The sequence below is a fragment of the Breznakia blatticola genome, assembly GCF_004365815.1.
GTDB lineage: Bacteria > Bacillota_I > Bacilli_A > Erysipelotrichales > Erysipelotrichaceae > Breznakia > Breznakia blatticola.
In genome coordinates this window covers 14518-36948 of sequence record NZ_SODD01000022.1, presented here as the reverse complement: position 1 = coordinate 36948, position 22431 = coordinate 14518, and the positions used below count along the sequence as shown (strand labels likewise).

Below are 22431 nucleotides of genomic sequence, written 5' to 3'. Positions count from 1 at the left end.
ATTGTTGTTTCTTTCAAAATAAGGTACCTCCTTTTATAGAGATACCCTATCATTTGTATGCTATTTTGAAAATCCGTGTATTATTTTACGCTTACCTTTTATCTATCATTTATCTATCACTTTATCTATCACTTTATCTATCATCTATCTATAACTATCAGTCATAATCTAAAAGTCATCCCAGCACTGAGATGACTTTTCTGTTAATAAAACTTTTTAAATCGATAAACTAGTTTTCCTGCAATATACATAAGTAGTGTATATATTGGCAAAACGATATAAATATACGGCCATCCAAAAGATGATGTACCTTGCAAGTTATGAATTGGATTACTATAAGCAAACGGATTGATGACATTCATTTTCTCTAGTGTCCCTATCGGACATATTACATGTCCAATAACAACAATTGCCATAAATACTAAGCATCCAATCAACCGATTATTGATAAGTGTATTGATGAAAACAAATAACATACAGGTAAATGCTACATAGCAAATCACTGCTGCAACCAATAATAAATTGAATTGCCATAGCGGTAGTAAATCCGAACTCAACGCTGGTTTTTGATTGTAATAATCATAACGTTCTGGTGAATACTCGCTTAATCCATAGTGTAATGTTTTTGAATCAATTTCACCGGAATAGTATAAATCCTCTAATAAATCACTCGTATTTGTGACAACGTTGACACGCATCGTATCTCTAGTTCTCATGATCATTGGATAGGATGTATATGCTCCATGATCACTTACAAACAATATTCCCGCAATTAGTATAATCGGAATAAAGACCATAAGTAAACTACTCGATAATCCAGAAATAATCTTTCCATCATAACTAAGTGTTCTTCGTTTTGGTTGAATCAATATGGATTTTAATGTTCCTTGTTTTCTATCTTTATCAAACAAGTTAAAGAACATCAACATAATAAGTACTGGTACTGCAATTTGAATACTATTTGATACAAGCTGATATAATACGGTCGAACTATTGACACTGTATGGAGTTAAATCGCGGATTTTCAGTCGATTTAATGTATCCGTATATCGAAGAATAAATTGAAATGTATAGAAGTTATTTTCATAGTATCCAAATCCAGCATTGGCATTACGAATATCTTCTTTGTAGTCTTCCAAAGCAAGTTGAACATCTTTCATTCCATGCGCAGCAGCAATTTTATTCACTTCTGCAATTTGATATGAATAATCCATATCACTCATTTTTGGGATTCTTTGGTATTCGTAAAGTGTTTGAAAAATAAATTCCTTCATATTCATTTCACCGAGCACTTCATAATCAATTTCTTTATTATTGATCATTGTTTGAATATGTTCAATTTCGCCATCTAGAAAATCATTAATGACTTTTTGTGATTTTGTTAATTGAACAATTTCTCCATATTCGTCATAAATCCCTATATCATTTTTAAAAAGATAAAAATCCATTTCTTTTTGGATCAATAAATCACTGAGTACTCCATCTATATTGTCATCTTTTTGTATGTTTCCATTTGTTTGTTGTTGCACAATGTCCATGATTTCATCATTCATCATGCGTTTTTGATCTTCATTCTTTAACTCGACAATCGTAAATACATATACAAGTAACACAAATACCAAAGCGATAATGAACTTCTTACTTTTTATAATGCGTTTGCATTCATAGAAAAAATACGTTTTCATACACGTGCACCTCGCTTATCAAATACTTGGAAATTCCCAAAGTCTTTTCGTTTTAACATCCAGATATTTGCAAAGACGAATACTGCAATATGAATGCATGCACATGCCACAACAAGTAGAATCGAAACTTGATTGATTTGTGCAATGAAAATATCACCAAACACAAATAAATATGGGAAAATGTAATATAAGATTGGCTCTGTAACATTCAACAAACGCATAAACACCAAAATCACAAGTACAATTCCTGTTGCAATCATCGCATTTTCGAAAAACGAAAGTAGGGTTGTAATACAAGCAACTAGCGCATTAAACGAAAGAATTGCTAGTAGTGATGTTCCTATTGCATAAAGTAAATATGTGGATGTCGGAATAATTTCCGTACGATTGATGATCTGCGGATAGCCAAAATTACCAAGTCCACCAATAATTGATGCAACTGTAAATCCAATAAGTGCACAAACTGTAATCATTACAATCATACAAACGGTATGAAAGATAAACCGTGAGATCGCTAATCGTGTTCTTGATATAGGAGCACCCATTAATAGTTTATACGTTTCATTGTCATTTTCGATTGTATAAGCATACACCATGTGAAATGCAAACAAACAGAAGATAATAAATAAACTATATCCTTTAAACATATTCACTAAAAAGTTTGCACCATTTATTTCATTTGGACTATCGTATTCTGTCATTTGATGATCCTTTAAATATTGATAAAAATACCCTTGAGCTTTTAACTCTGTTTGGACGCGATCCAATGTACCTACACTACCTTCTTCAAATAGTTCTTGTTTCAGTGCGTTGGTTTTTAGTCGAGTTTCTACCCAACGTTCTTTTTCACTGTAACGAGCTGGCTCATAGTTATACATCAATGGAACAAATACCATCTGAAATTCTTCATCTAACACAAAGTATGCATCATTATATTTATCATAGGTTTCCTTTACCTTTGCATACTCTTCATTTTGGTACCACAATAATGGATCGATTCCTTCTTCTTTAAACACTCGTTCCATCTCAATAATTGTCATAACTGCAGAATCAGATAAATTCGATACGCTTGTTCGATAAGGGCGTAAATCCCACAATAACTGTCGATCATATTCTTTTGTTTGTTGATTGGCTTGCATCATATTGTAACCAAATAAACAAAGAATCGCTAAAAACAGCGCAATCATTCGTTTGCTTGCCACAAACTTACGAAATTCATAGGCAAAGATATTAGCTCTCTTCATGATAAATATCCTTATACATCGTTTCTACACTTTGTTCAATCTTCGTAATTTCTAGTATTTCAATTTGTGCATCTTGAAGTGCACTCAATAAAGTATCAAGAGTTATGTCTTTAATTTCCACTGTATATGCTTGAAACAAATCATGATATTGATAGATTAAACCTAACTGCGTAAACACTTCATGTGCTTTCTTGCTTACTTTTACATGATATGAAATCTTTTGTGATTGCTCATAAGTTGATGCATCTACCATCGACCCATCCTTAATAAAGATGACACGATCAGCAATTTTCTCAACATCTGATAATGTGTGACATGAAAAAAGAAAGCCAACTTCTTCTGTTTGGGTAATTTCTTTTACCATACTTAATAAGTCTAAAATACCTGAAGGATCTAGACCATTCGTTGGTTCATCTAACATAATTAGCTTAGGTTTACTCATTAGTGCGATTGCAAGTGCCACACGTTGCTTCATCCCCATTGAGTATTGACCAACCTTTCGATTGATATGCTTTTCTAGTTTTGTCATATCAATCATTTCTTGTACGCGTTCTTTACTCACACCACGAAGTGAAGCAAATAACTTAATATTATCTTTTCCACTCAGTTCAGGATATAGTGCGGGACCTTCGATAAATGAAGATTGCTCACTTAATGCAGCAATTCGATCTTTTTGAATATCATGTCCATGAATCAAAATTTGTCCTTGATGAAACTCTGTTAAACCAGCAATACATTTCATCGTTGTACTTTTTCCTGTTCCATTTGGACCAACAAACCCTACAATTTCATGAAGACCCACATGAAAGTTGACATCATGTAAAATATCACGACTTCCATATTTTTTATGTAATCCTTTTACTTCTAATACATTCATACATTCTTCCTCTTTTCGAAATTGACACACTTACTTATCTATAATCATACACAAAAAAATAATGACACGCAAAAAAAACGTCCAGGATAACCCCAGACGTTTCTAAGTAATATACTATTTTACTTTTGACATGATGTCATTGAATGAATCTTCTTTTAAAGAAGCTCCACCAATTAATGCCCCATCAATATCAGGACAAGCCATGTATTCAACAATGTTTTCTGGTTTTACAGATCCACCGTATTGAATACGTACTTTTTCAGCTGCTTCATCTCCGTACATAACTTTAACTTGGTCACGTACGATTGCACAACAGTTTTGTGCATCTTCTTTAGTTGCTGATTTACCAGTTCCGATTGCCCAGATTGGTTCGTAAGCGATAACCATGTTAGATACACAGTTTGCGCAAAGGTTTGCTAATGATCCAGTTAATTGTTCACGGATCACTTTTTCTGTTTCTCCAGCATCATATTGTGCTTCAGTTTCACCGATACATAAGATTGGTGTCATATCGTTATCGATTAATTTTTTCGCTTTTTTGTTTACTGTTTCATCAGTATCTCCGAACATTTCTCTTCTTTCAGAGTGTCCGATGATACAGTGTGTAATACCGATTTCTTTTAACATTGGAACACTTACTTCTCCAGTGAATGCACCACTTTCTTCAAAGTGACAGTTTTCTGCAGCAACAATTAAGTTTTTTGCAAGTTTGTTAGCTTCATTTAAAGCTAAGTATGATGTAGCAACTCCAAAGTCAGCTCCATCGTGTGCATTAGCATCACATGCTTGAATAAAAGCAGTTGCTTCCGCGATTGTTTTGTTCATTTTCCAGTTTCCAACAATAATAGGTTTTCTAGCCATGATATCTCCTTATTTATCAGAAATTACCGCAATACCAGGTAATTCTTTTCCTTCCATGTATTCTAATGATGCCCCTCCACCTGTTGAGATGTGAGAGAATTTGTCAGCAAATCCTAATTGGATTGCAGCAGCAGCACTATCACCACCACCGATAACAGTAGTAGCCCCTGGAAGTTCAGAGATTGCTGTACATACTGCTAAAGTTCCTTTAGCAAATGGTTCCATTTCGAATACACCCATAGGTCCATTCCAAACAACTGTTTTTGCACCTTTAAGTGTTTCTTCAAATAATGCGATTGATTTAGGTCCAATATCTAGTCCCATCCATCCTTCAGGAATGTTTCCTTCGATTACTTGTGTGTTTGCATCAGCAGCAAATTTGTCAGCACATACACTGTCAACAGGTAATACAAGTTTGTCTCCAGCTTTTGCTAAGTATTCTTTAGCTAATTCAATTTTATCTTCTTCTACTAATGAGTTACCAACTTCAATTCCTTGTGCTTTAAGGAATGTGTAAGCCATACCTCCACCAACAATAACTTTGTCAGCTTTTTTAAGTAAGTTTTCAACTACCATGATTTTATCAGATACTTTTGCTCCCCCAATGATAGCAACAAATGGGTGAACTGGGTTATCTACTGCTTTACCAAGCATATCTACTTCTTTTTCTACTAAGAATCCTAATGCATTTGGTAAAATTGAAGGGATTCCTACTGTTGAAGCGTGAGCACGGTGAACAGAACCAAATGCGTTTTCAACAAATAAGTCTCCTAAGCTTGCCCAGTATTTAGATAATTCAGGATCATTTTTTGTTTCTCCTGCTTCGTAACGAGTGTTTTGCATAAGTAATACGTCACCATCTTTTAAGTTGGCAACCATATCTTCTAATTCTGCACCACGAGTTACTGGACAGAATGTAACATTAACTCCAGGCAATTTTTTTGCTAAGTCAGCAGCAACAACTTCTAATGAGTTTTTTGCTTTGTCTTCTTCAGTTTTAATTTTTCCTAAGTGAGACATTAAGATAACTTTCGCTTTATTATCAATTAGGTATTGAATTGTAGGTAATGCTTGTACAATTCGGTTGTCATCAGTGATTACTCCATCTTTTCTAGGAACGTTGAAATCACAACGACAAATGACGCGCTTTCCAGCTACATCTAAATCTTTAACAGTTCTTTTTGCCATAATAGCCTCCTATTTCGTAACGTGTTTATTATATCACTTTGTTTTTTGTAATTAAAGTGCTTTGCGAATTTATTCACATTTCAAACATCGCCTATTTTAGTGTATAATAATAACATTAACAGGAGACGTATTCATGGAAAAGAAAGAGACTACACAAAAGTCAAACAAGAATCAAAAATCTTATAATAAAAATAAGAAATATCATACAGATAAAAAGAAACAAACAAGTACTGCTAAACCTGAAAAAAAGGTACAACAGCCTACAAAACAGGAACAACCAGTAAAGACTAAACCAAAACATAGTCGTAGCAATGGAACGAAATTAAGCAAATCAAATGTCAATCCACAGCAACGTAGATCCAATCATCCAAATCAAAAGCCACAGCAGAAACAAAATCGTAAACCACAACCACAAAAACAAGCACCTGTGCAAAAGCCAAAGGAAAGCAAACAACGTCAGCATAAAGATGTGACGCTAAAAACAACTGAGGTATTTTACACTCGAAATCTTGAACCTTTAGAAACAGGTTTTGTATTTCCAAGTATTGAAATTATGAATCCGCTGGAAGAAGTGCTTGATTTACATGACATTCGCGAACCAAAAGTATACATTACACTACCTTCACTTGAAGATAATGCAATGATCAAAGATGCCAAACGCTTAGAAGTTCTACTCGAAAAATATCCAGATGTGAAGTTTTATCTCATCACAAATGAACCCGTGTATACACAATTACGTCTTGCTAAAGAAAAACAACTCAAAGGTTTCGAGTTGCTATCAGACTTTAAATTACGTAATTTTGCAAGATATACAGGTACGTATATTTACGAGATTGAAAACCTTGTCAAAGCAGTATTCATTGTGGATCACCATGATCAACTAAAACATGTGGAATACTACGATGATTTATATTCAAACTTCCAAGTGGAAGTTCTTGATGTAGAAATCAGTAAAATTAACCAATAGATAGACAAAGAGGCAGTGTGAAACCGCCTCTTTTATATTACATTTCTAATTTCCAAAGTCCGTGGATGTTACAGTATTCATATACAGCAACAACTTCTTCACCTTTGATGTTGAATTCTACATATGGTTTATCACCTGGGTGTAAACGTTTCATCATCATTCCATCCTTTGTTTCTACAACGATCATTTCGATCCAGTGAACATCAACCATTGGGTGTTCAACTTCACCGATTTGTACTTTTAAGACGTCTCCATCATTTGAAACAATATATGGAACGTGTTTTTCACCAGCCCCATCTGATGTATTAGGTACTAATACTTCATTCTCCTTACCTGCACAAACATTTCCTTCTGATAACACAGCTACGATTGAATCGCAACCTTCACATTTAACAAATTGCATATCTTCCTCCTATATATTTCTTTATCTATATATAAAGGATAGCATTATATATCTTTTGTTGCATCTAAAGTGCTTGTGAAAAATCGTCTTGTTAGATGTCAAAGTTAATGCAATAGATGATTGCTGTAAACATGCATTATAAATATTTCTAAAAGGACACTCGACGTTTCTGTCAAGTGCCCTTTCTTTAATATTCAAGCAACCCACACTATAGTGCTTTTTTGCTTACTATAATTATTTATACGACTACTGTACATTTTGTTCTCTCTTTTATTCGTTGATTAATAAGTGTTCGAAAGTACGTAATAAGAGGACCTGTACAGAATGCTGTAATAAGTGTTCCTACTCCGATTGGAGCACCTAAAACAAAACCAATAATCACACAAATGCAGTCACTAATGATTCGAATCCATCGAAATGGGATTTTTACATGAAGTTTTGTTTCAATAATAAGTCCAAATGCATCATATGGTGCTATCCCTAAGTCCCCCGACATATATAATGCTGCACCAAAGCAACATGCAAGTAAACCAAATGCGCAAAAACAAATTATTGTTACTGTGGAATATGGAATTTGTTGAATGTAGCTAAACATGAAATCCGCTAAATATCCAACAGTAAATACTCCTAGAAATGTTCCCAGATGAATCATGGAACGTGCATATCGAATCATCACTAAAAGTAAGATAACATTTGCAATCATTTGAACTGTACCAAAGTTAACTTGAAGTGATTGTGCAATTCCTATATTCATCGTCACAAATGGATCAGTTCCTTGCATACTATAACGCATACAAGCAATTCCTAAACTTAGTATAATTACACCGCTAATGACAAGTCGTACTTGTAAAATCTTATTACTGAGATTCACTTGCAAGTGTTCCTGATTCAACGTTTGCTTCACTTGGCATTTCTACATTTTCAGTTTTAGTCTGTTCTTTTTCGTGTAATTCTTGAACATCTAAAGATAACTGTTGTAGACGTGCTCCTTTTAATTTATAGAACTTACGGTAGATTGCTAAACTCAAAATAACAAAGATTATTGGGACAATACATGTTAACACACGAATTCCAGTAATTGCAGATGCTGATTGTTGTACATTTGGTACATAACCAACCAACGACAATCCAACTCCTGTTAATAATCCAGAAACTGCTTGTGCAAGTTTCATTAAGAATGTTTGTGCTGAACAGATAATACTTTCATTTCTTGTTCCAAATTTTAATTCCCCATAATCAATACAATCGGCAATTGCAACTGTTGTAACCCCTAAAGATAGACCTGAACCAAATTTCAAAATAAGACCTGACCCCATGACAAGTACTACATTATTTGGTGCATACATTCCAGAGATAAATAACAATAACATTCCAATAATTGGCATTCCACATGCTACAACATAGGTTTTTTCTCTTGATAATAATTGACTAACTTTTGGAAATAACATTAAACCTAACATTTCTGCGAAAATCGTAAAGAAGAATAGTGAGAAGAATGTTTCATTTCCTACTACATATTTAAAGTAGTAAATCATAAATCCATTCAATATTTGAATTGCTAAGTTAAATGTTAACAACAAGCCAATAAAAGCCAATAATTGATCATTTTTCGTGATAACTTGAATCATCTTCTTTAATGTAATCTTTGCTCCCTTTTCTTGGTTAAGTGTAGATTTTTCTGGAACATTGGTTACTGTAATTCCAATTGTGATAATAAAGAAGATACTAATAAGAATTGAAATGATAAAGAATCCTGTTTGCTCATTTCCATTTCCTAGACTTTGAACTGCTTGTAATCCAAATGTTCCAACTAATAACCCTGCCAAACTTGCAAAGATTCTAGGAATTACGGATACTTTTTCTCGTTCTTCAGGATCATTTGTTAAGTTAGGTAACCATGACCAATATGGAACATCCATAATCGTGTATGTCATTCCAAACACAACATATGCAACTGCAATATAGATATACAAGTTGGTTCCAGTTAATCCAAAGTTAGTAAACAATAAGATAAATGCCACCGCATTTAATAATGTTCCAATCGTTAACCAAATTCGAAACTTTCCAAATCGAGTACGTGTGTTGTCAATAAACATCCCCATAATCGGATCATTAATGGCATCCCAAATACGAGCACCAAAGAATAGTGATCCAACAAATGCTGGTGCTAAATATAATACATCTGTTAAGTAATACGATAAAAAGGTTCCCACAAAACATATAACTGCATCTTTCCCTAAGGCTCCTAGCCCAAAGGAATATTTTTGTCTAAAAGGTACTTTCATAATACATTTCCTCCTAATCAAGGTGCGCGCTTATCCTTAACTAAAGTATAGTATTGTGAAAGCGATTACAGTAGAGTATAATGTTTTCATAAACAGTCAAAATGTTATATTTTGTGTTAGAGGGATACGTGTATGGAAAGAAGTTATGTAAAGACTTTTGGTTTTGATGAACACCGTGATTTGAATCTTTTGTTTGCAGGTAAAGCAGAATGTAGTCCACTCCATAGTTATGGTCCTGCAGTTCGACCAAACTACATTTTTCATGTCATCACAAAAGGAAAAGGTGTCTACTATTTAGAAAATCAACGTTTTGAATTAGAAAGCGGCATGGGATTTCTTATTCCCCCAGAAATACAAACCTTTTATCAAGCTGATAAAGACGACCCTTGGGAGTATTACTGGATTGCTTTTTCTGGAACACATGCGAGTGCATACATGAAAGCGTTGGGATATGATATGTATCATCCTGTCTTTCATGTAGACCAAATAGAAAGTATTCAATCAATTATTGAAGAGATATTATGCATAGATCAAATTCTCATTCAAGATGAGCTCATGTTAACATCACATTTATATCATTTGCTTTCAATTATTAAATTGAGTGATGATCACACAACTATCGCAAAAGATCAAAGTGCCAATCCTTACATCCAAGATACTATTAACTACATAAAGGAAAACTATGCAACAAAGATTTCTATTAGTGAACTTGCAAACAGTTTATCCTTAAATAGAAGTTATCTTTCTTCATTATTTAAAAAAGAAATGAATGTGACACTTCAACAGTATATAACCGACTATCGTTTGACTCGAGCAAAGGAACTACTTGGTTTAAGTAATTTCACGATTGAAGAAATTGCTGAAAATAGTGGATATCTTGATCCTTTAGTCTTTTCCAAAGCCTTCAAAAGAAAAACAGGCGTTACACCAAGTACATATCGAAAACAAGAGTATGAAAAGCAACAGGAGTTTGCTAGAACTGGTGAATCCTTAATGCTCAATGAAGACGCAAAAATCATGAAATAGAAAAAATGACAACAGCCATCAACTTAGACTGTTGTCATTTCTTTATTTTGCTTGGAAAACCCAAACCTTAGAATCAAAATCATGTGATGTTGGACGTCCATCAATCACCTGCCCACAAGAAGCATCACTACTTACAAATCCAATATTTTGTAGTTCATCCCCATAGTAAACTTGTTTACTTGAAATTTCTTCATACATATATTGTTCATTCAACCCTTGTAAGTATAAACGTGAAAATGGTCCATTTACTTCATTTAATACTTTATAATATCCAACGATTGCAGTTTTCTGATCTTGTGAAACCACCATCCAAGCAGTGTAATTTCCTTCAAATGGACTCATCAGTCGATAGAAGGTACCTTGGTGTATAATTTTTCGATATTGCTTCACAAATGAAATTTGTTGTCTTACCATTTCGCGGTCATCTTTCGATAATTTCGTTGGATCTAATTCATACCCAAAAGAACCAAAGTAGGCAACATTTCCACGTGTAGAAATTGGTGTTTCCCTAAATACTTGTTCATTTGGACTCACTGATACATGTGCACCAATCGAACTAAGTGGATATACCATAGAAGTACCATATTGAATCTTTAAACGCTCAATTGCGTCCGAATCATCGCTTGCCCAACCTTGTGGCGAGTAATACAGCATTCCTGGATCAAAACGTCCACCTCCTGATGCACAAAACTCAAATAAAATATCAGGAAATTCACTTGTAAGTCGTTCATACAAATCATAGACACCTAGTATATATCTATGGAACACTTCTCCTTGTCGCTCTGGTGGTAAAGATGATGTATATGGTTCTGTAATACATCGATTCATATCCCACTTAATGTAAGAAACTTTTGATTCACGAAGAATTTTCGCCATCATTTCATATATAGCATCAACTACTTGTTTTTGAGAATAATCTAAAACATATTGATGGCGGCCATGTGAACAAGAACGATCTGGCGTTTGAATAATCCAATCCGGATGCTTGCGATACAAATCACTGTCTTCATTTGCCATTTCTGGTTCAAACCACAATCCAAATTTCAATCCTATCTCTTCAATACGATTTGCTAATCCATGTATTCCATTTGGTAATAGATCACTATTTGCTACCCAGTCACCTAAACCAGCACGCTCATGACGACGGCCGCCAAACCAACCATCATCAAGCACAAACAATTCTACACCATCTTCGTAAGCTTGCTTGGCAAAGGTAACAAGTAAGTCTTCAGTAAAGTTCATTCCAGTTGCTTCCCAATTATTGATCAGGACTGGACGTTCTTTATCTCTCCATACACCTCTAGCTAATCGTGTGCGATATAGTGTATGAAATGCCTGACTCATGCCATTTAATCCACTTTGACTATAGGCAATGACAACCTCTGGTGCTTGGAAACTTTGATTAGGCTCTAGCACCCAATCAAAGGTCATCGGATTAATTCCCATACTTACACGCGCAACGTCGTATGTATCTACTTCAACTTGTGCTAGAAAATTACCAGAATACACAAAACTAAATCCAATTACTTCTCCATAATGTTCTGTAGCATTTTCTCGTTTCAATGCAAGAAATGGATTTTGATAGTGACTTGATGATCCTCGATTACTTTCGATTGCTTGAATACCACTAGTTAACGGACGAAAGTGTGGTACTCTCTCACGACACCATGCCCCTGATAACTGCAACATTTCATATTTCATATCTGGTAAGTCTAATGACATACTCATCAATCGTTGCAAATGAAGTTTTTGTGTTCCCTCATTATGAACACGAACACTACGAGTGATGATTGGTAAATTTTCATAAATTGAATATGACAATACTACACGTAATTTTGTCACTGGATCTTTCAGTGTGATTTCTAATGTCTCTGCTTCATCATCGCTTTCAACATAAGTAGCAGGCAACCCTTTTAATGTTGGTTTTCCTTTTAGCACATTGTGACTTTCATAAACAAATGCACTAATCGTACTTCCATTTTCTTGTTGAACGGTTATGGCTGGTTGTCGAAAATCAGTAGATCCATAAACAGGAAACTCTTGCCGCAAATGCTCTCTAGAAAAGTCAACTTCTCCTTTATACACATATGCTGTATTTGGACGATATTCGCTTTCATGTAGATAGTCATAATGATCTCTAACATGTACTTTTTTTCCAAAGTATAAATTGCCTAATGAACCATCTTTCATTACTTCAAAAATGTAACTCATCTCATGATTTTGTAGGTGAAACACTTTTGTCTTTTCATTGATTACAATCATTATATAATGCCTCCTTGTAGCTATATGTTGATTGTAATCCCTTTCATTTCTTTCGAAGAGTTAGCTTCGTTGTAAGAAACAGTCAAAATGTTAGTTGTTTATGTAATCAACGCATCACAAGCTTTCCAATGTTGATGACATAAAATGACAATGCTATAATAATTTCAAACATTGAGGGGATGTGAATTCATGTTAGGGATGGTTATTACCAACATTGCATATTGGACAATTGCATTTGTAATTTATGGGATTCGATTATCAAGCAAAAAGGCTCTGATTTTTGGTGATTATACATTTTATTACAAATTGGATGATGAAAAAAAAGAAAAATATATGGATGAATCTAGAATTCTTGTAAAAAAAGCACTAATCGCTTTAGGGATTGTGCTAAATTTTCCATTTGTTATTAATGCGTATATCACGAACGATACCATCGGTTTAGTACTACTAATTGCTTCTTATTTACTGTATGTAACTTGGTATTTACACGAAGATAAGAAACTAAAACAACGATTTTCAAATGAGTCTTTAAAATAAGCTTATAGACTCTTTTTTCACAGCCAGCACTTTCACTTTAATAATCAATACTTTGCAATAACTTTAAATCATCATTAACGATAGCTGCTTCCTATCATAGATACTTTTAACGTCAAAACTTTATTGTTTTTGTGATATTATGATTATAGAAGAACAATCATATGTAAAGGAGATAATCTATGAAAAAGAAATTATTATTGGTCCTAGTATTATTATTGAGTACAGGATGTTTTGCAAATGGGAAATCAGCAAATGAAACGGATAAGAAAGAAGAAGCAAATGAGGTAAAAAAAGAGGACTCAAATAATGAAGAATCAAAACAACCAGTTGAAACTGATCCAACTAAAGATAATGAAACAATAAAGAATGAGTTGCTTAATAACGACCGAACTTCGATTGCTGGAGATTACGTAAACTCTAACGGCGATGTAGTTACGATAAACATGGATGGAACAGTATATTTCCACGATCCTGAATTTGGTGATGATTCAAGCAGTCAGATTGCATCATCTATCGACTACAATGAAATGAATAATTATTTCTGGTGGGGTATTGGTAATAAAGATTCAGTAGGCGGATTTGCTGTTGGAATTTATCTTCCTGGAACAGACATTGAGTGCTATGTACCTACGGATGATGGAAGTGAAAAAACAATCATCGTATCTACTAATAACGATAAAATTAGAATGACTTCAGGACAAGCGATGCCTGCAGAAAGTGATATTTACACCAAAAAGTAAGTTGTGATTATTTGCTTTAGTTGTCATAAATAAGAATAGATAATAATATACATGTGGGATATAAATAGACATACGTGTTATGTATCGACATACAATTCAACTTGTAAGTGAAGTTTGAAATTTTTTAGTAATTCTACAAATTTGTAAAAGAAAAGATAGCTATTGTCATCTACTCGTTTGATGTAAAACGAATGACAGTATCTATCTTTTGTATATTTTCATTGAAAGAGTATATGCATGGACAATAAACTCAAATTTTCGATGTTTTTGTCTTTCCAATACACTTTCGATAGTATCATTTACGTATTTTCTATGACACAATTGCATCATCATTTACTTCATACTCATATTCCACACATCAATTGTCCGCATATATTTAGTAAGTAATGCTTCTTGATACCCAACAGTTTGAAACTCTCGTATACACTCTTTAATTACACTTAAATCACTTAATGAAACATTTTCTAATTTCTGCAGACGTGAATCTGAGTGAATAGCTTTCGCACTTGCACATTCAAAATCACTTTTCGTATAGTGAAGAAATGAGATGTTCCCTTCTAGACGTTGACTTACTCTTTGTGCAATAAGTACTCCTTCAGGATCAAAATCTCCTGCGTAATACAAATGTGCATCGCATAGTTTGAGAATATCTAAAAGTTTATAGGCAGCTAAAGTTAACTCTCCATATGTACAAACAATCCCTACATTCTTGATTTTTTGATCAATTAAATATTGTTGAAGCACTTGAAATACTGAAGGATTTTCTAAAATAAGAATATGGGTACTACCATAAGCTTCTTGATATGTCTGTAAATTTCCAATATGTAGATTTATCGACTGTCCTTGTTTTGTAAACCAAGTAAGACCAACATCTTCAATATTCTTTTTGTTTTTCATTTGTACTTGAAATACGGTAATGTAATTTGTGGTTTCTTCCTTTAGCAACCCAGCTCTTGCAAGTATTTCATTTTTTTCAATACGACTTGTTGGTGTTTCTTGTACATCTAATGCATATTGAATGGCGTGCAACAAGAAATTAAGGTTGCTACCACCATCAAAAAAATGTGGATCTTGTGCAACACTGCTAGCAAACACACTTAAAGAACGTACCTTATTTTCCCAAATGGGTAGTGTATTAAGTGCTTGGGTAATCATCATAATTCTTTGTGGATTTCGTTTATATTGTTGAAGCATTTGTGTGAATAAAGATGGATTTTCTACTTCCATCTTTACTAACCACCCATAAGCTATAGTCGCCTTAAGATCATTAAATAGTTTATGTTTTAATATTTTCCTTTTTTCTTGTTGTACCGCATTTTCCTCTTTTTTGGAAACAATACATCCATCATAATATGCAAGTACAACATCTTGAAAATCAACTTCCTCAAATCTTGTATTGCGCAAAGCTTTAATAAGTTTTGTATAACTTAATACGATAGAATTTTGCTGACTTAAGTCACGTCCGATTAAAGCACCGATCGCACTTTTCTCTTCGGTGCTTAAATCATCTAGTTTAATAGTGCCACCTAGTGTATTTAGTTTGATATATTTTTCCTTCCACGCATCCATAAAACGAACTAGTCCTGGTGTATCTTTTAGATATCGGACAAATTGTTCAATCATGCAACATCTCCTGCAATATAACTTTTTTCTTGTCCATTCCAGTGGTATCTAAATATACTAACGAACTTACCTCCTTCAGGTCGATGTAATTCATATATATTTAAAGACTTAACACTTGGATAATCTCCCCATAAGATTTGTGAGTTCATAATATAATCAAAGTTAAACTTTTCTATTAATTCGAACATTGATTCGATATTGTTATCATCAACTCCCGCAAACGCTTCATCTAAAGCAATCATACTTGGTGCATCCGCTTTTCCACTACTAAACTTTGCAGCCACGGCTGAAAATAAAGGAATGTACATCGAAATTGCTTTCTCTCCACCACTGAAAGTCGCAAATTTATTATTCGTTAGTTCCTTATCTTTTACTAAGTCTTTTTCATAAATAATAGTAAATTCAAACCATGAACGATAGTCCATTACTTCTTTCATAATTTGATGAAAACTACTAAAGCTTTCTGTACTATTTGCGATGGTCCGTGCTTGGTTAATCTTTGAACGGAAATGACGAGAAATTTTTGTTAAGTCGCTTGGCTTGATAATTGCTGCATCAATTTCTAATAACTTAATTAACTCATTTACATGCATTTGTTCATCATCGTCAGCTTTTTTTGCCTTCCATACAAGTTGCAATTTCAAATTACTACTTGTATTCATTGCATCCATATATACATTCATTTGTTCGACCCAACGTCGACTTTGATTAATTTTGTATTTTACCTTACTACTAATCGTGTGAATCAATATATCTTCAAATAATTGACGATCACTATCGAGTAGTAGTTTTTCATGTTCCTCAATCGTTTCTTTCAAAATTTCAACTAGTTTGAAGAAATTCACTTGTTTTCCAGCAAATTTAGCATCAATCACAAAACGTGTTGGTACTCCTTCAACACCATCCATTATTTGTAATGGTGTATTTGATAAATGGTATTCAGCTAATGGTGCCTTATTATTATGGAAAATATCTTGCATCTTCGCAGTATTTTTTCCCAGTAACATACGTTTTTCATGATCTTCTGTTTTGTACGCTTTAAGTTCTTGAAAGGAATTAATAGGATGTTCAAAATATCCAATTTGTAATTCTTCGATAAGAACATCTTGATATTGCACAACTTTTACTTCTTGCTGTTTGATTTGCTCAACTATCTCATTTTTTGCATCATTTAAATTAAGAATATTTCGATTGTGATCTCCAATCGTTAATTGATTGTTATCTCGCTCTTTTCCAATTGAGAAAAGTCGATTACCAATTGTTTCTAAGCGTTGTTGGATATCTGCAATTCCCAAGTCTTGAAGTTGTTCCTCAAGTATTGAAATTTGACCTTCTACTTTCGTAATATCTTGTTTTATACGTATCACATCACCTTGTATTTCATCTAATTGTAGTTGCGTACTTTCTAACATTTCTTTTCGTGTCTGCAAAATCTCAAAATCACTATAGTATTTATTTTGCAAGTCACTAAATCTTGTGAATACTGTTTCATAGTCCTTCATTACTTCCAATTTTTCTTGAAAAACTACTTCATTTTCTTCGATATCCACAAGTTTAGCAATCTTATTGATTTCTAAAACAATCGGTTGCATTTTTGCATGAATCTCTTGTAAGTTCTTGTTTTTAATATCCATTTGGGACTGTAGATTCTCTAATGCAATTTCTACATTGTGTACTGCTTTATAGGAATCATATAATCGCGTTTCACTAGGAAATCCATGATACTCATTTTCTAGTTGTTGTTTATCATCTTGTAATGTTTGCCACTCTTTTTGATTTTCTTCCATCAATAAAGTTATTGCATCAAGTTGCTCTTGCATTTGCATCAACATCTTTTTACGGTATGCTTCACGCGCCTTACTTCCAATGTATTTGGATTGATTTCTTTGTGAAATTCGTTTCTCAAGATATCCTAACTGAATTGTCTGTTCGTGTACAATGACTTTACTTTTCTCTACAATCTGTAATGTATCCATGATTTGAGCAAGCGTTGTGTTTGCTTTAATTTCATAAGAATCAATAGACTCTAAAGTGCGTTCTGTAAAGACATAGACATCTGCATACGCTTCATCCATAGATAAGATTTGTTCACGGTACTTTTCTTCAACAATTGTTGCGTGAAGTAAGCCAGTTGCATCAATCACTTCTTCCCAATAATTTCGCTGTGAGTCTTGCATGTTTGGATCAAACTCCAACACACTATAAAACGGCACAAATGGAATCTTCATTTTGCGCAACAACTTACGATTTTCTAGAGCTTCTTGGTGTAGTTCTGGCTGAATATCTTGCTTATTTTGCCAAACTTCCATCTCTCTTTCCATTTGACTTTTTTGTTGGTGAATTTCTTTGCTTTTATTGTCTAGGAATAATTGTTTATGTAGAAATTCTTTTTCCTGTTTCTTGTAGAGCGTATCGAGACAATCACGTATGGTGTGATAATCTTGCTGATCTTCATAAGCAAGTAAAGCTTTCATCATTTGTTGTTTTTGTTCATCACTTAGTTTTAGTAAATGGTTTTCATAATTCCAACTGACGATATTTGCTTTATAGTCTTCCACTACATTTTGATAGTTTTGTTGTTGTTGCACCAACAATTTTTCTTGTATCGTATATACCTCTTTATCAAGTTCGTAAGCTTCTTGAATATTATTCTTTTGCATTTGGTAAATCGAAAGATTTTTAAAGTGTTGCAATCCTTCTCTTGTCTTCGTTATCAGATTTTGTAGTTGTGTACGTTCATGATTTAAATCATATTGTCTTTCAAGTTTTGGAAAGACGGATTCTTTCATGGATTCGTGTTCACCAAAAACAAAGGATTCATGAAGTCCATCCAATTCTTGAATATATATTTGTAGTTGTGCGTACTTAGCATCCATCTCATCTTGTTTTTGTTTTTCGCGCTTGCGTTGATCCCACAGATCACTATCAAGTGCGTTTATTTTCTTTTCTTTATTGGCCAAAGCAATAACTAAATCACCATGTTTATGATTTGCATCTTGTAAAGTATCTTGTTTTGCTTGTATGTCGTCACTAGCTAAACTTCGACGTTCTTCTTCTAAGATACTACGCTCATTATCTAAATCGATTTGACGCGCATCTAAATACTCTCTTTCTTGTTGAATACGTTGAATTTCTTTTCCTTTGAATTCCAATTCATTTTGCAAAGATTTTAGTTGTTTTTGTTCTTGCTCATAAAGTTCAAGCTTTCTAAACACATTGTAATAGCTATGTAAATCGTATTCTTTTTCAATAACATTTGCAGCTTGAATATTAATCTTGAGTGTATCCAACTGGTCTTTGATGCTGTCCATGTTGGTAATCGCTTCACTCATAGGACGTAAGTCTTCTTCACTTAGTGGTTGTAAAGATTGATTAAGTACCTCGTTTAACATTGTTGGCTTAAAATCATTACTTAATTTTGGACGACGTACTTGAAGTAACAAATCAATTGCTTCCTTATATTCTTCAGTTGTCTCAAAACCAAAAAGTACTTTATTAACTTTTTCCATATATTGTTTTTGTTGCTCAATTAATTGATTACCAATGATATTACGTAATTCTTTTTTCGTCAGCGCAAGACCGTGTTTGATAAGTTGCAAGTCTTTATTGACACGCATATTGTCTTCAATCACAAAATACCAACTTTCAAGTGGTTTATTTTTACGTGCTCTAAGTCCCATTCCTATAGTTGTATATAACTCACTATCACTTTTCTTAAATTCCAAGTAAAGATAGCCAATGCGTTCCTCACGATCACTGTCTTCATCAATTAAATAAGTGTCTACTTTTCTTGCGCGTGTTCCAAACGGATCGATTCTTTCGCTACTACGATTTCCGTCCAGTAGCAAAGGAATACAACTTTGTAACGTTACAGATTTCCCACTACCATTACTCCCTCTAAGAAGCATATGTCCATCAGAAAAGTAGAATTCTTCATTTACATAATACCAAAAATCGATAAGTCCAAACCGATGCATTTTCCATTTCTTATTCATTGTCATCTACTCCTTCATAGCTACCACCAATTTTCGCCACAATTGGTTGGATCTTCACTATTTCATTTTCCACTACGACAAACCCATAGTTAATTAAGTGTTCAATTGCCTCATTGCTTAGTAATGAAACTGTTTTATCACGATACGTTTTGGGTAAAGCTTTAATAATTCGTGTAATACATTGAAATACAAGATGTTCAAAATCTTTAAATGATAAAGACAGTATTTCATGTTCTGCTAATACTTGCTCACCTGCATACTCTTGAATAGCTTTGCATATACACAAAAGCACTTCATCTTTGGCTTGGGTTTTCGGGAAGTATGAACTTTTTTTATAGTCCTCCAAAACTAAATAGGCACTAGATTTATGTAAGTGTATTTCACAAGGTAAGAAACTTTGAAAATCACGTTCAATTTGATTTCTTTTATTTCTAAGATAAGCAAAATCTTCTAATGCATCGTTTTCACGATAGACTCCTGGTGAAAGCAATAATCGACGATACACTCTTTGTCGACGTACAATACCACTGGTTTCATCAACATCAAACCATGTCGAATCATGAAAATCTCTTGGCTGATTTAAACGTAACACATCACTAAAAAAATTACGCAGGAAATAGCGTGAAATTCCAGTATTTTCATACAACACTTCAATTTCAACATCTTTTGAAAACAATTCCCCATCTCCATCATTAACAACTAACATTCCCATATCAACACAAAACTTAAGTACTCGAATCAATTGCTTACGTGTTGTGAATTTTGTCCAATCAATGCTTTCATCTTGGAACTGCACAAGTATAAACTCTGTAATTTCCGAAAGTACAAATTGTTGCTCATTTTCTTTGTCTTCTAAAAACATTAATACGAAACAAAGCATTTGATATTCTTTAATACTTTGAAATTCTTGAATCCCCATCCAAGGTTCCGCTTTTGCTGGTAGTTTCTCAAGTTTAATCATCAAAGGACTCACTATGATTTGATATCCTAATTTCTCCTGCACAAAATTGCGGAGTATTTTCAGTTGGTCTTTAATCTTATAGTACAATTCTGGATCATCTGCCTTGATTATCCACTGTTTTGCGATTAAGCTTTGTAGTTCTTTCATTGTACATCCTCCATAAACTCAATCACAAAATTAGGTGCGTGAAATATTCCATCTTCACACTCTACTTTGCATGTATCTTCAACATCAGGTACATGTACTTTATAGCGTGTACCAAATTCAGTCTTTGCTTGCTTGTTTTTATTTTGCAGTGCTTTGGAAACCCATGTAAGTAACATTTTACGCGTAAACGCAGAAATTAAAGGGAGTTCCTGAAATGTTATCTTTCCTTCTTGCATAAGTTCATTAAGTGTATCTTGTTGTTTCTTTTTTTCTGCTTCCACCTGTAGTAGATACATCTGTTTTTCTAATGCGTAATCTCTTGCTACTTCACGTGTCGTTGTTTTCCTTGCGATACGTGCACGAGGTTCAAGTTTTCTCATACTTGGTTTTTCATCATATACACCACTATCTATATTATCTGTACTACGCGCATCTAAATCCACAAAATGAAACATATCTCGTACACCAAATACTTGTGCACTCAAACAATGTGCTTCAAATAAGGAATCACATTTTCCAAAAATGTTGGCGATATGTTTATACTCTTGCTTACGATTTGCATTACGGTGTTTACTCTCACTAATTTGTTGTGCATAACGAGTAATTTTGCGAATGACTTCATTAGTCGTATCATACAGTCTTGATAACTCACTTTGTCTTATGCCATCCACGAACCAATGTATGAGATTATTCCAACGTTTACGAATGGAAGTTTCTAATTCTTCTTCATCAATGATACGATCCAAACGTGGGATTGACATTTCATAGGCAACTACTTCTGCTACCATGGAATCTACATCCTTTGTATTTACATGTTGCAAATATCCTCCAATAATCGACCCATGCTTTTGTAACCCCAACACGAAGTTACGTAAATATGAAATCAAATGATCTTTGTAGACAAGAAACTCTTCAGACTGCATCAATTCTTCTGCTCGTTGTGAGTTTAAGGTTTTCAAATAATCTTGGTAGTTTTGATTCAATCTCATGAAATCATTGTTTACATCACGCCACCAAACACTAATTCCTTCACTATTCTTTTGTAAGATTTTAGGAAAATTACGTAAAGAAGTAGCCAATCGTTCCAACAAGGTTGGTTCTAGTGACGCTCCTTCTATTTCCAAATTTTCTAAACGTAAAATCATACGTTCAATCTCTACAGTATATTCATTTAGTTGGTATCGATACTTTTTATTCTTAAATTCATCAATTGTTGTTACTTTGGACGTATCTTGAATGGCGCTCAAATTTCCCCACTCGATTAATGCTTCCAAATCGCTTTGACATTTTTCAATTGTATAGTCTTTAAAAAAGCCAGTGTCCATCATCATCTCATATACATCTTCTTTAAATAACCAATATTGTATACTTTCATATTCATTAAAAAAATGACGGATAATTACACGATATCGATCTGCATTCTCCGCCTGTAAGTATTTTACTTCTGTAACTTGTTTAATTAGTTTCTCATAAATTTCCATAATACTCTCGCTTTTCATTTGCATTATATCAAAGATTAGATAGGATGTGAATGTGGCTTATATACTTTGGACCGATAAATAAATATAATCACTTGCAGAAGAAAACTCGTCATATATCCTTATTTATGAGATAATTTCAATTTTTTACT

The 22431-nt window shown here is 33.6% G+C and carries 17 protein-coding genes; 4 read left to right on the top strand and 13 right to left on the bottom strand.

The window, feature by feature from the left end; all coding sequences use genetic code 11:
* Positions 1-203 precede the first annotated feature (203 nt).
* The 5 genes from EDD63_RS06935 to EDD63_RS06915 all read right to left on the bottom strand — a co-directional run bounded on the left by EDD63_RS06935 (position 204) and on the right by EDD63_RS06915 (position 5855).
* The gene (locus tag EDD63_RS06935) at positions 204-1685 is read right to left on the bottom strand and encodes an ABC transporter permease subunit (protein ID WP_134169841.1); all 1482 of its coding nucleotides are present in this window, start codon (positions 1683-1685) and stop codon (positions 204-206) included.
* A complete protein-coding gene (locus EDD63_RS06930; protein ID WP_134169839.1) occupies positions 1682-2929 on the bottom strand; it encodes an ABC transporter permease subunit in 1248 nt (415 codons plus the stop codon). Before EDD63_RS06930 ends, EDD63_RS06935 begins: the two co-directional genes overlap by 4 nt.
* A complete protein-coding gene (locus EDD63_RS06925) occupies positions 2916-3806 on the bottom strand; it encodes an ABC transporter ATP-binding protein (protein ID WP_134169837.1) in 891 nt (296 codons plus the stop codon). The genes EDD63_RS06930 and EDD63_RS06925 overlap by 14 nt, the downstream gene beginning before the upstream one ends.
* A 114-nt stretch (positions 3807-3920) precedes the next feature.
* A complete protein-coding gene (gene tpiA / locus EDD63_RS06920; RefSeq protein ID WP_134169836.1) occupies positions 3921-4667 on the bottom strand; it encodes a triose-phosphate isomerase in 747 nt (248 codons plus the stop codon).
* Positions 4668-4676: 9 nt separating this feature from the next.
* On the bottom strand, positions 4677-5855 hold the full coding sequence (locus EDD63_RS06915; protein WP_134169834.1) for a phosphoglycerate kinase: 1179 nt from the start codon (positions 5853-5855) through the stop codon (positions 4677-4679).
* A 133-nt stretch (positions 5856-5988) separates the two neighbouring features.
* On the opposite strand from EDD63_RS06915, the gene EDD63_RS06910 reads away from it, so the two are divergent.
* A complete protein-coding gene (locus EDD63_RS06910; protein WP_134169832.1) occupies positions 5989-6822 on the top strand; it encodes a hypothetical protein in 834 nt (277 codons plus the stop codon).
* Positions 6823-6859: 37 nt separating this feature from the next.
* Here EDD63_RS06910 and EDD63_RS06905 read toward each other — a convergent pair whose 3' ends face one another.
* The 3 genes from EDD63_RS06905 to melB form a co-directional block, all read right to left on the bottom strand.
* On the bottom strand, positions 6860-7225 hold the full coding sequence (locus tag EDD63_RS06905; protein WP_134169830.1) for a desulfoferrodoxin family protein: 366 nt from the start codon (positions 7223-7225) through the stop codon (positions 6860-6862).
* Between the two features lie 238 nt (positions 7226-7463).
* Positions 7464-8129 carry a YczE/YyaS/YitT family protein gene (locus EDD63_RS06900; protein ID WP_134169828.1) on the bottom strand — a complete coding sequence of 222 codons (666 nt, stop codon included), beginning with the start codon at positions 8127-8129 and terminating at the stop codon, positions 7464-7466.
* Positions 8083-9510, bottom strand: coding sequence for a melibiose:sodium transporter MelB (gene melB / locus EDD63_RS06895; protein ID WP_134169826.1), 1428 nt, complete (start codon positions 9508-9510; stop codon positions 8083-8085). Before melB ends, EDD63_RS06900 begins: the two co-directional genes overlap by 47 nt.
* A gap of 132 nt (positions 9511-9642) precedes the next feature.
* On the opposite strand from melB, the gene EDD63_RS06890 reads away from it, so the two are divergent.
* The gene (locus EDD63_RS06890) at positions 9643-10536 is read left to right on the top strand and encodes an AraC family transcriptional regulator (protein ID WP_134169824.1); all 894 of its coding nucleotides are present in this window, start codon (positions 9643-9645) and stop codon (positions 10534-10536) included.
* Between the two features lie 42 nt (positions 10537-10578).
* Here EDD63_RS06890 and EDD63_RS06885 read toward each other — a convergent pair whose 3' ends face one another.
* Positions 10579-12798, bottom strand: a complete 2220-nt coding sequence (locus tag EDD63_RS06885; protein WP_134169822.1) for an alpha-galactosidase — start codon at positions 12796-12798, stop codon at positions 10579-10581.
* A gap of 189 nt (positions 12799-12987) precedes the next feature.
* Here EDD63_RS06885 and EDD63_RS06880 point away from each other — a divergent pair, with 189 nt between their 5' ends.
* Positions 12988-13335, top strand: a complete 348-nt coding sequence (locus EDD63_RS06880; protein ID WP_134169820.1) for a hypothetical protein — start codon at positions 12988-12990, stop codon at positions 13333-13335.
* 179 nt (positions 13336-13514) lie between these two features.
* Positions 13515-14075 carry a hypothetical protein gene (locus tag EDD63_RS06875; RefSeq protein WP_134169819.1) on the top strand — a complete coding sequence of 187 codons (561 nt, stop codon included), beginning with the start codon at positions 13515-13517 and terminating at the stop codon, positions 14073-14075.
* Positions 14076-14408: 333 nt separating this feature from the next.
* Here EDD63_RS06875 and EDD63_RS06870 read toward each other — a convergent pair whose 3' ends face one another.
* Genes EDD63_RS06870 through EDD63_RS06855 form a run of 4 tightly spaced genes read right to left on the bottom strand, consistent with a single transcriptional unit; the run spans position 14409 to position 22282 of the window.
* On the bottom strand, positions 14409-15698 hold the full coding sequence (locus tag EDD63_RS06870; RefSeq protein ID WP_134169817.1) for a TIGR02679 domain-containing protein: 1290 nt from the start codon (positions 15696-15698) through the stop codon (positions 14409-14411).
* Complete coding sequence (locus EDD63_RS06865) at positions 15695-19693, bottom strand: TIGR02680 family protein (protein WP_166667573.1); 3999 nt, start codon at positions 19691-19693, stop codon at positions 15695-15697. The genes EDD63_RS06870 and EDD63_RS06865 overlap by 4 nt, the downstream gene beginning before the upstream one ends.
* Positions 19686-20801, bottom strand: coding sequence for a TIGR02678 family protein (locus EDD63_RS06860; protein WP_134169814.1), 1116 nt, complete (start codon positions 20799-20801; stop codon positions 19686-19688). Before EDD63_RS06860 ends, EDD63_RS06865 begins: the two co-directional genes overlap by 8 nt.
* Entirely contained in the window at positions 20798-22282 is a 1485-nt protein-coding gene (locus EDD63_RS06855; RefSeq protein ID WP_134169812.1) for a TIGR02677 family protein, read from the bottom strand. The genes EDD63_RS06860 and EDD63_RS06855 overlap by 4 nt, the downstream gene beginning before the upstream one ends.
* Between the last annotated feature and the right edge of the window lie 149 nt (positions 22283-22431).

Excerpts from the sequence above, each read along its gene's own strand:
- EDD63_RS06935 (WP_134169841.1), bottom strand. The coding sequence starts at position 1,685 with ATGAAAACGTATTTTTTCTATGAATGCAAACGCATTATAAAAAGTAAG.
- EDD63_RS06930 (WP_134169839.1), bottom strand. The coding sequence starts at position 2,929 with ATGAAGAGAGCTAATATCTTTGCCTATGAATTTCGTAAGTTTGTGGCA.
- EDD63_RS06925 (WP_134169837.1), bottom strand. The coding sequence starts at position 3,806 with ATGAATGTATTAGAAGTAAAAGGATTACATAAAAAATATGGAAGTCGT.
- tpiA (WP_134169836.1), bottom strand. The coding sequence starts at position 4,667 with ATGGCTAGAAAACCTATTATTGTTGGAAACTGGAAAATGAACAAAACA.
- EDD63_RS06915 (WP_134169834.1), bottom strand. The coding sequence starts at position 5,855 with ATGGCAAAAAGAACTGTTAAAGATTTAGATGTAGCTGGAAAGCGCGTC.
- EDD63_RS06910 (WP_134169832.1), top strand. The coding sequence starts at position 5,989 with ATGGAAAAGAAAGAGACTACACAAAAGTCAAACAAGAATCAAAAATCT.
- EDD63_RS06905 (WP_134169830.1), bottom strand. The coding sequence starts at position 7,225 with ATGCAATTTGTTAAATGTGAAGGTTGCGATTCAATCGTAGCTGTGTTA.
- melB (WP_134169826.1), bottom strand. The coding sequence starts at position 9,510 with ATGAAAGTACCTTTTAGACAAAAATATTCCTTTGGGCTAGGAGCCTTA.
- EDD63_RS06890 (WP_134169824.1), top strand. The coding sequence starts at position 9,643 with ATGGAAAGAAGTTATGTAAAGACTTTTGGTTTTGATGAACACCGTGAT.
- EDD63_RS06885 (WP_134169822.1), bottom strand. The coding sequence starts at position 12,798 with ATGATTGTAATCAATGAAAAGACAAAAGTGTTTCACCTACAAAATCAT.
- EDD63_RS06880 (WP_134169820.1), top strand. The coding sequence starts at position 12,988 with ATGTTAGGGATGGTTATTACCAACATTGCATATTGGACAATTGCATTT.
- EDD63_RS06875 (WP_134169819.1), top strand. The coding sequence starts at position 13,515 with ATGAAAAAGAAATTATTATTGGTCCTAGTATTATTATTGAGTACAGGA.
- EDD63_RS06870 (WP_134169817.1), bottom strand. The coding sequence starts at position 15,698 with ATGATTGAACAATTTGTCCGATATCTAAAAGATACACCAGGACTAGTT.
- EDD63_RS06865 (WP_166667573.1), bottom strand. The coding sequence starts at position 19,693 with ATGAATAAGAAATGGAAAATGCATCGGTTTGGACTTATCGATTTTTGG.
- EDD63_RS06860 (WP_134169814.1), bottom strand. The coding sequence starts at position 20,801 with ATGAAAGAACTACAAAGCTTAATCGCAAAACAGTGGATAATCAAGGCA.
- EDD63_RS06855 (WP_134169812.1), bottom strand. The coding sequence starts at position 22,282 with ATGGAAATTTATGAGAAACTAATTAAACAAGTTACAGAAGTAAAATAC.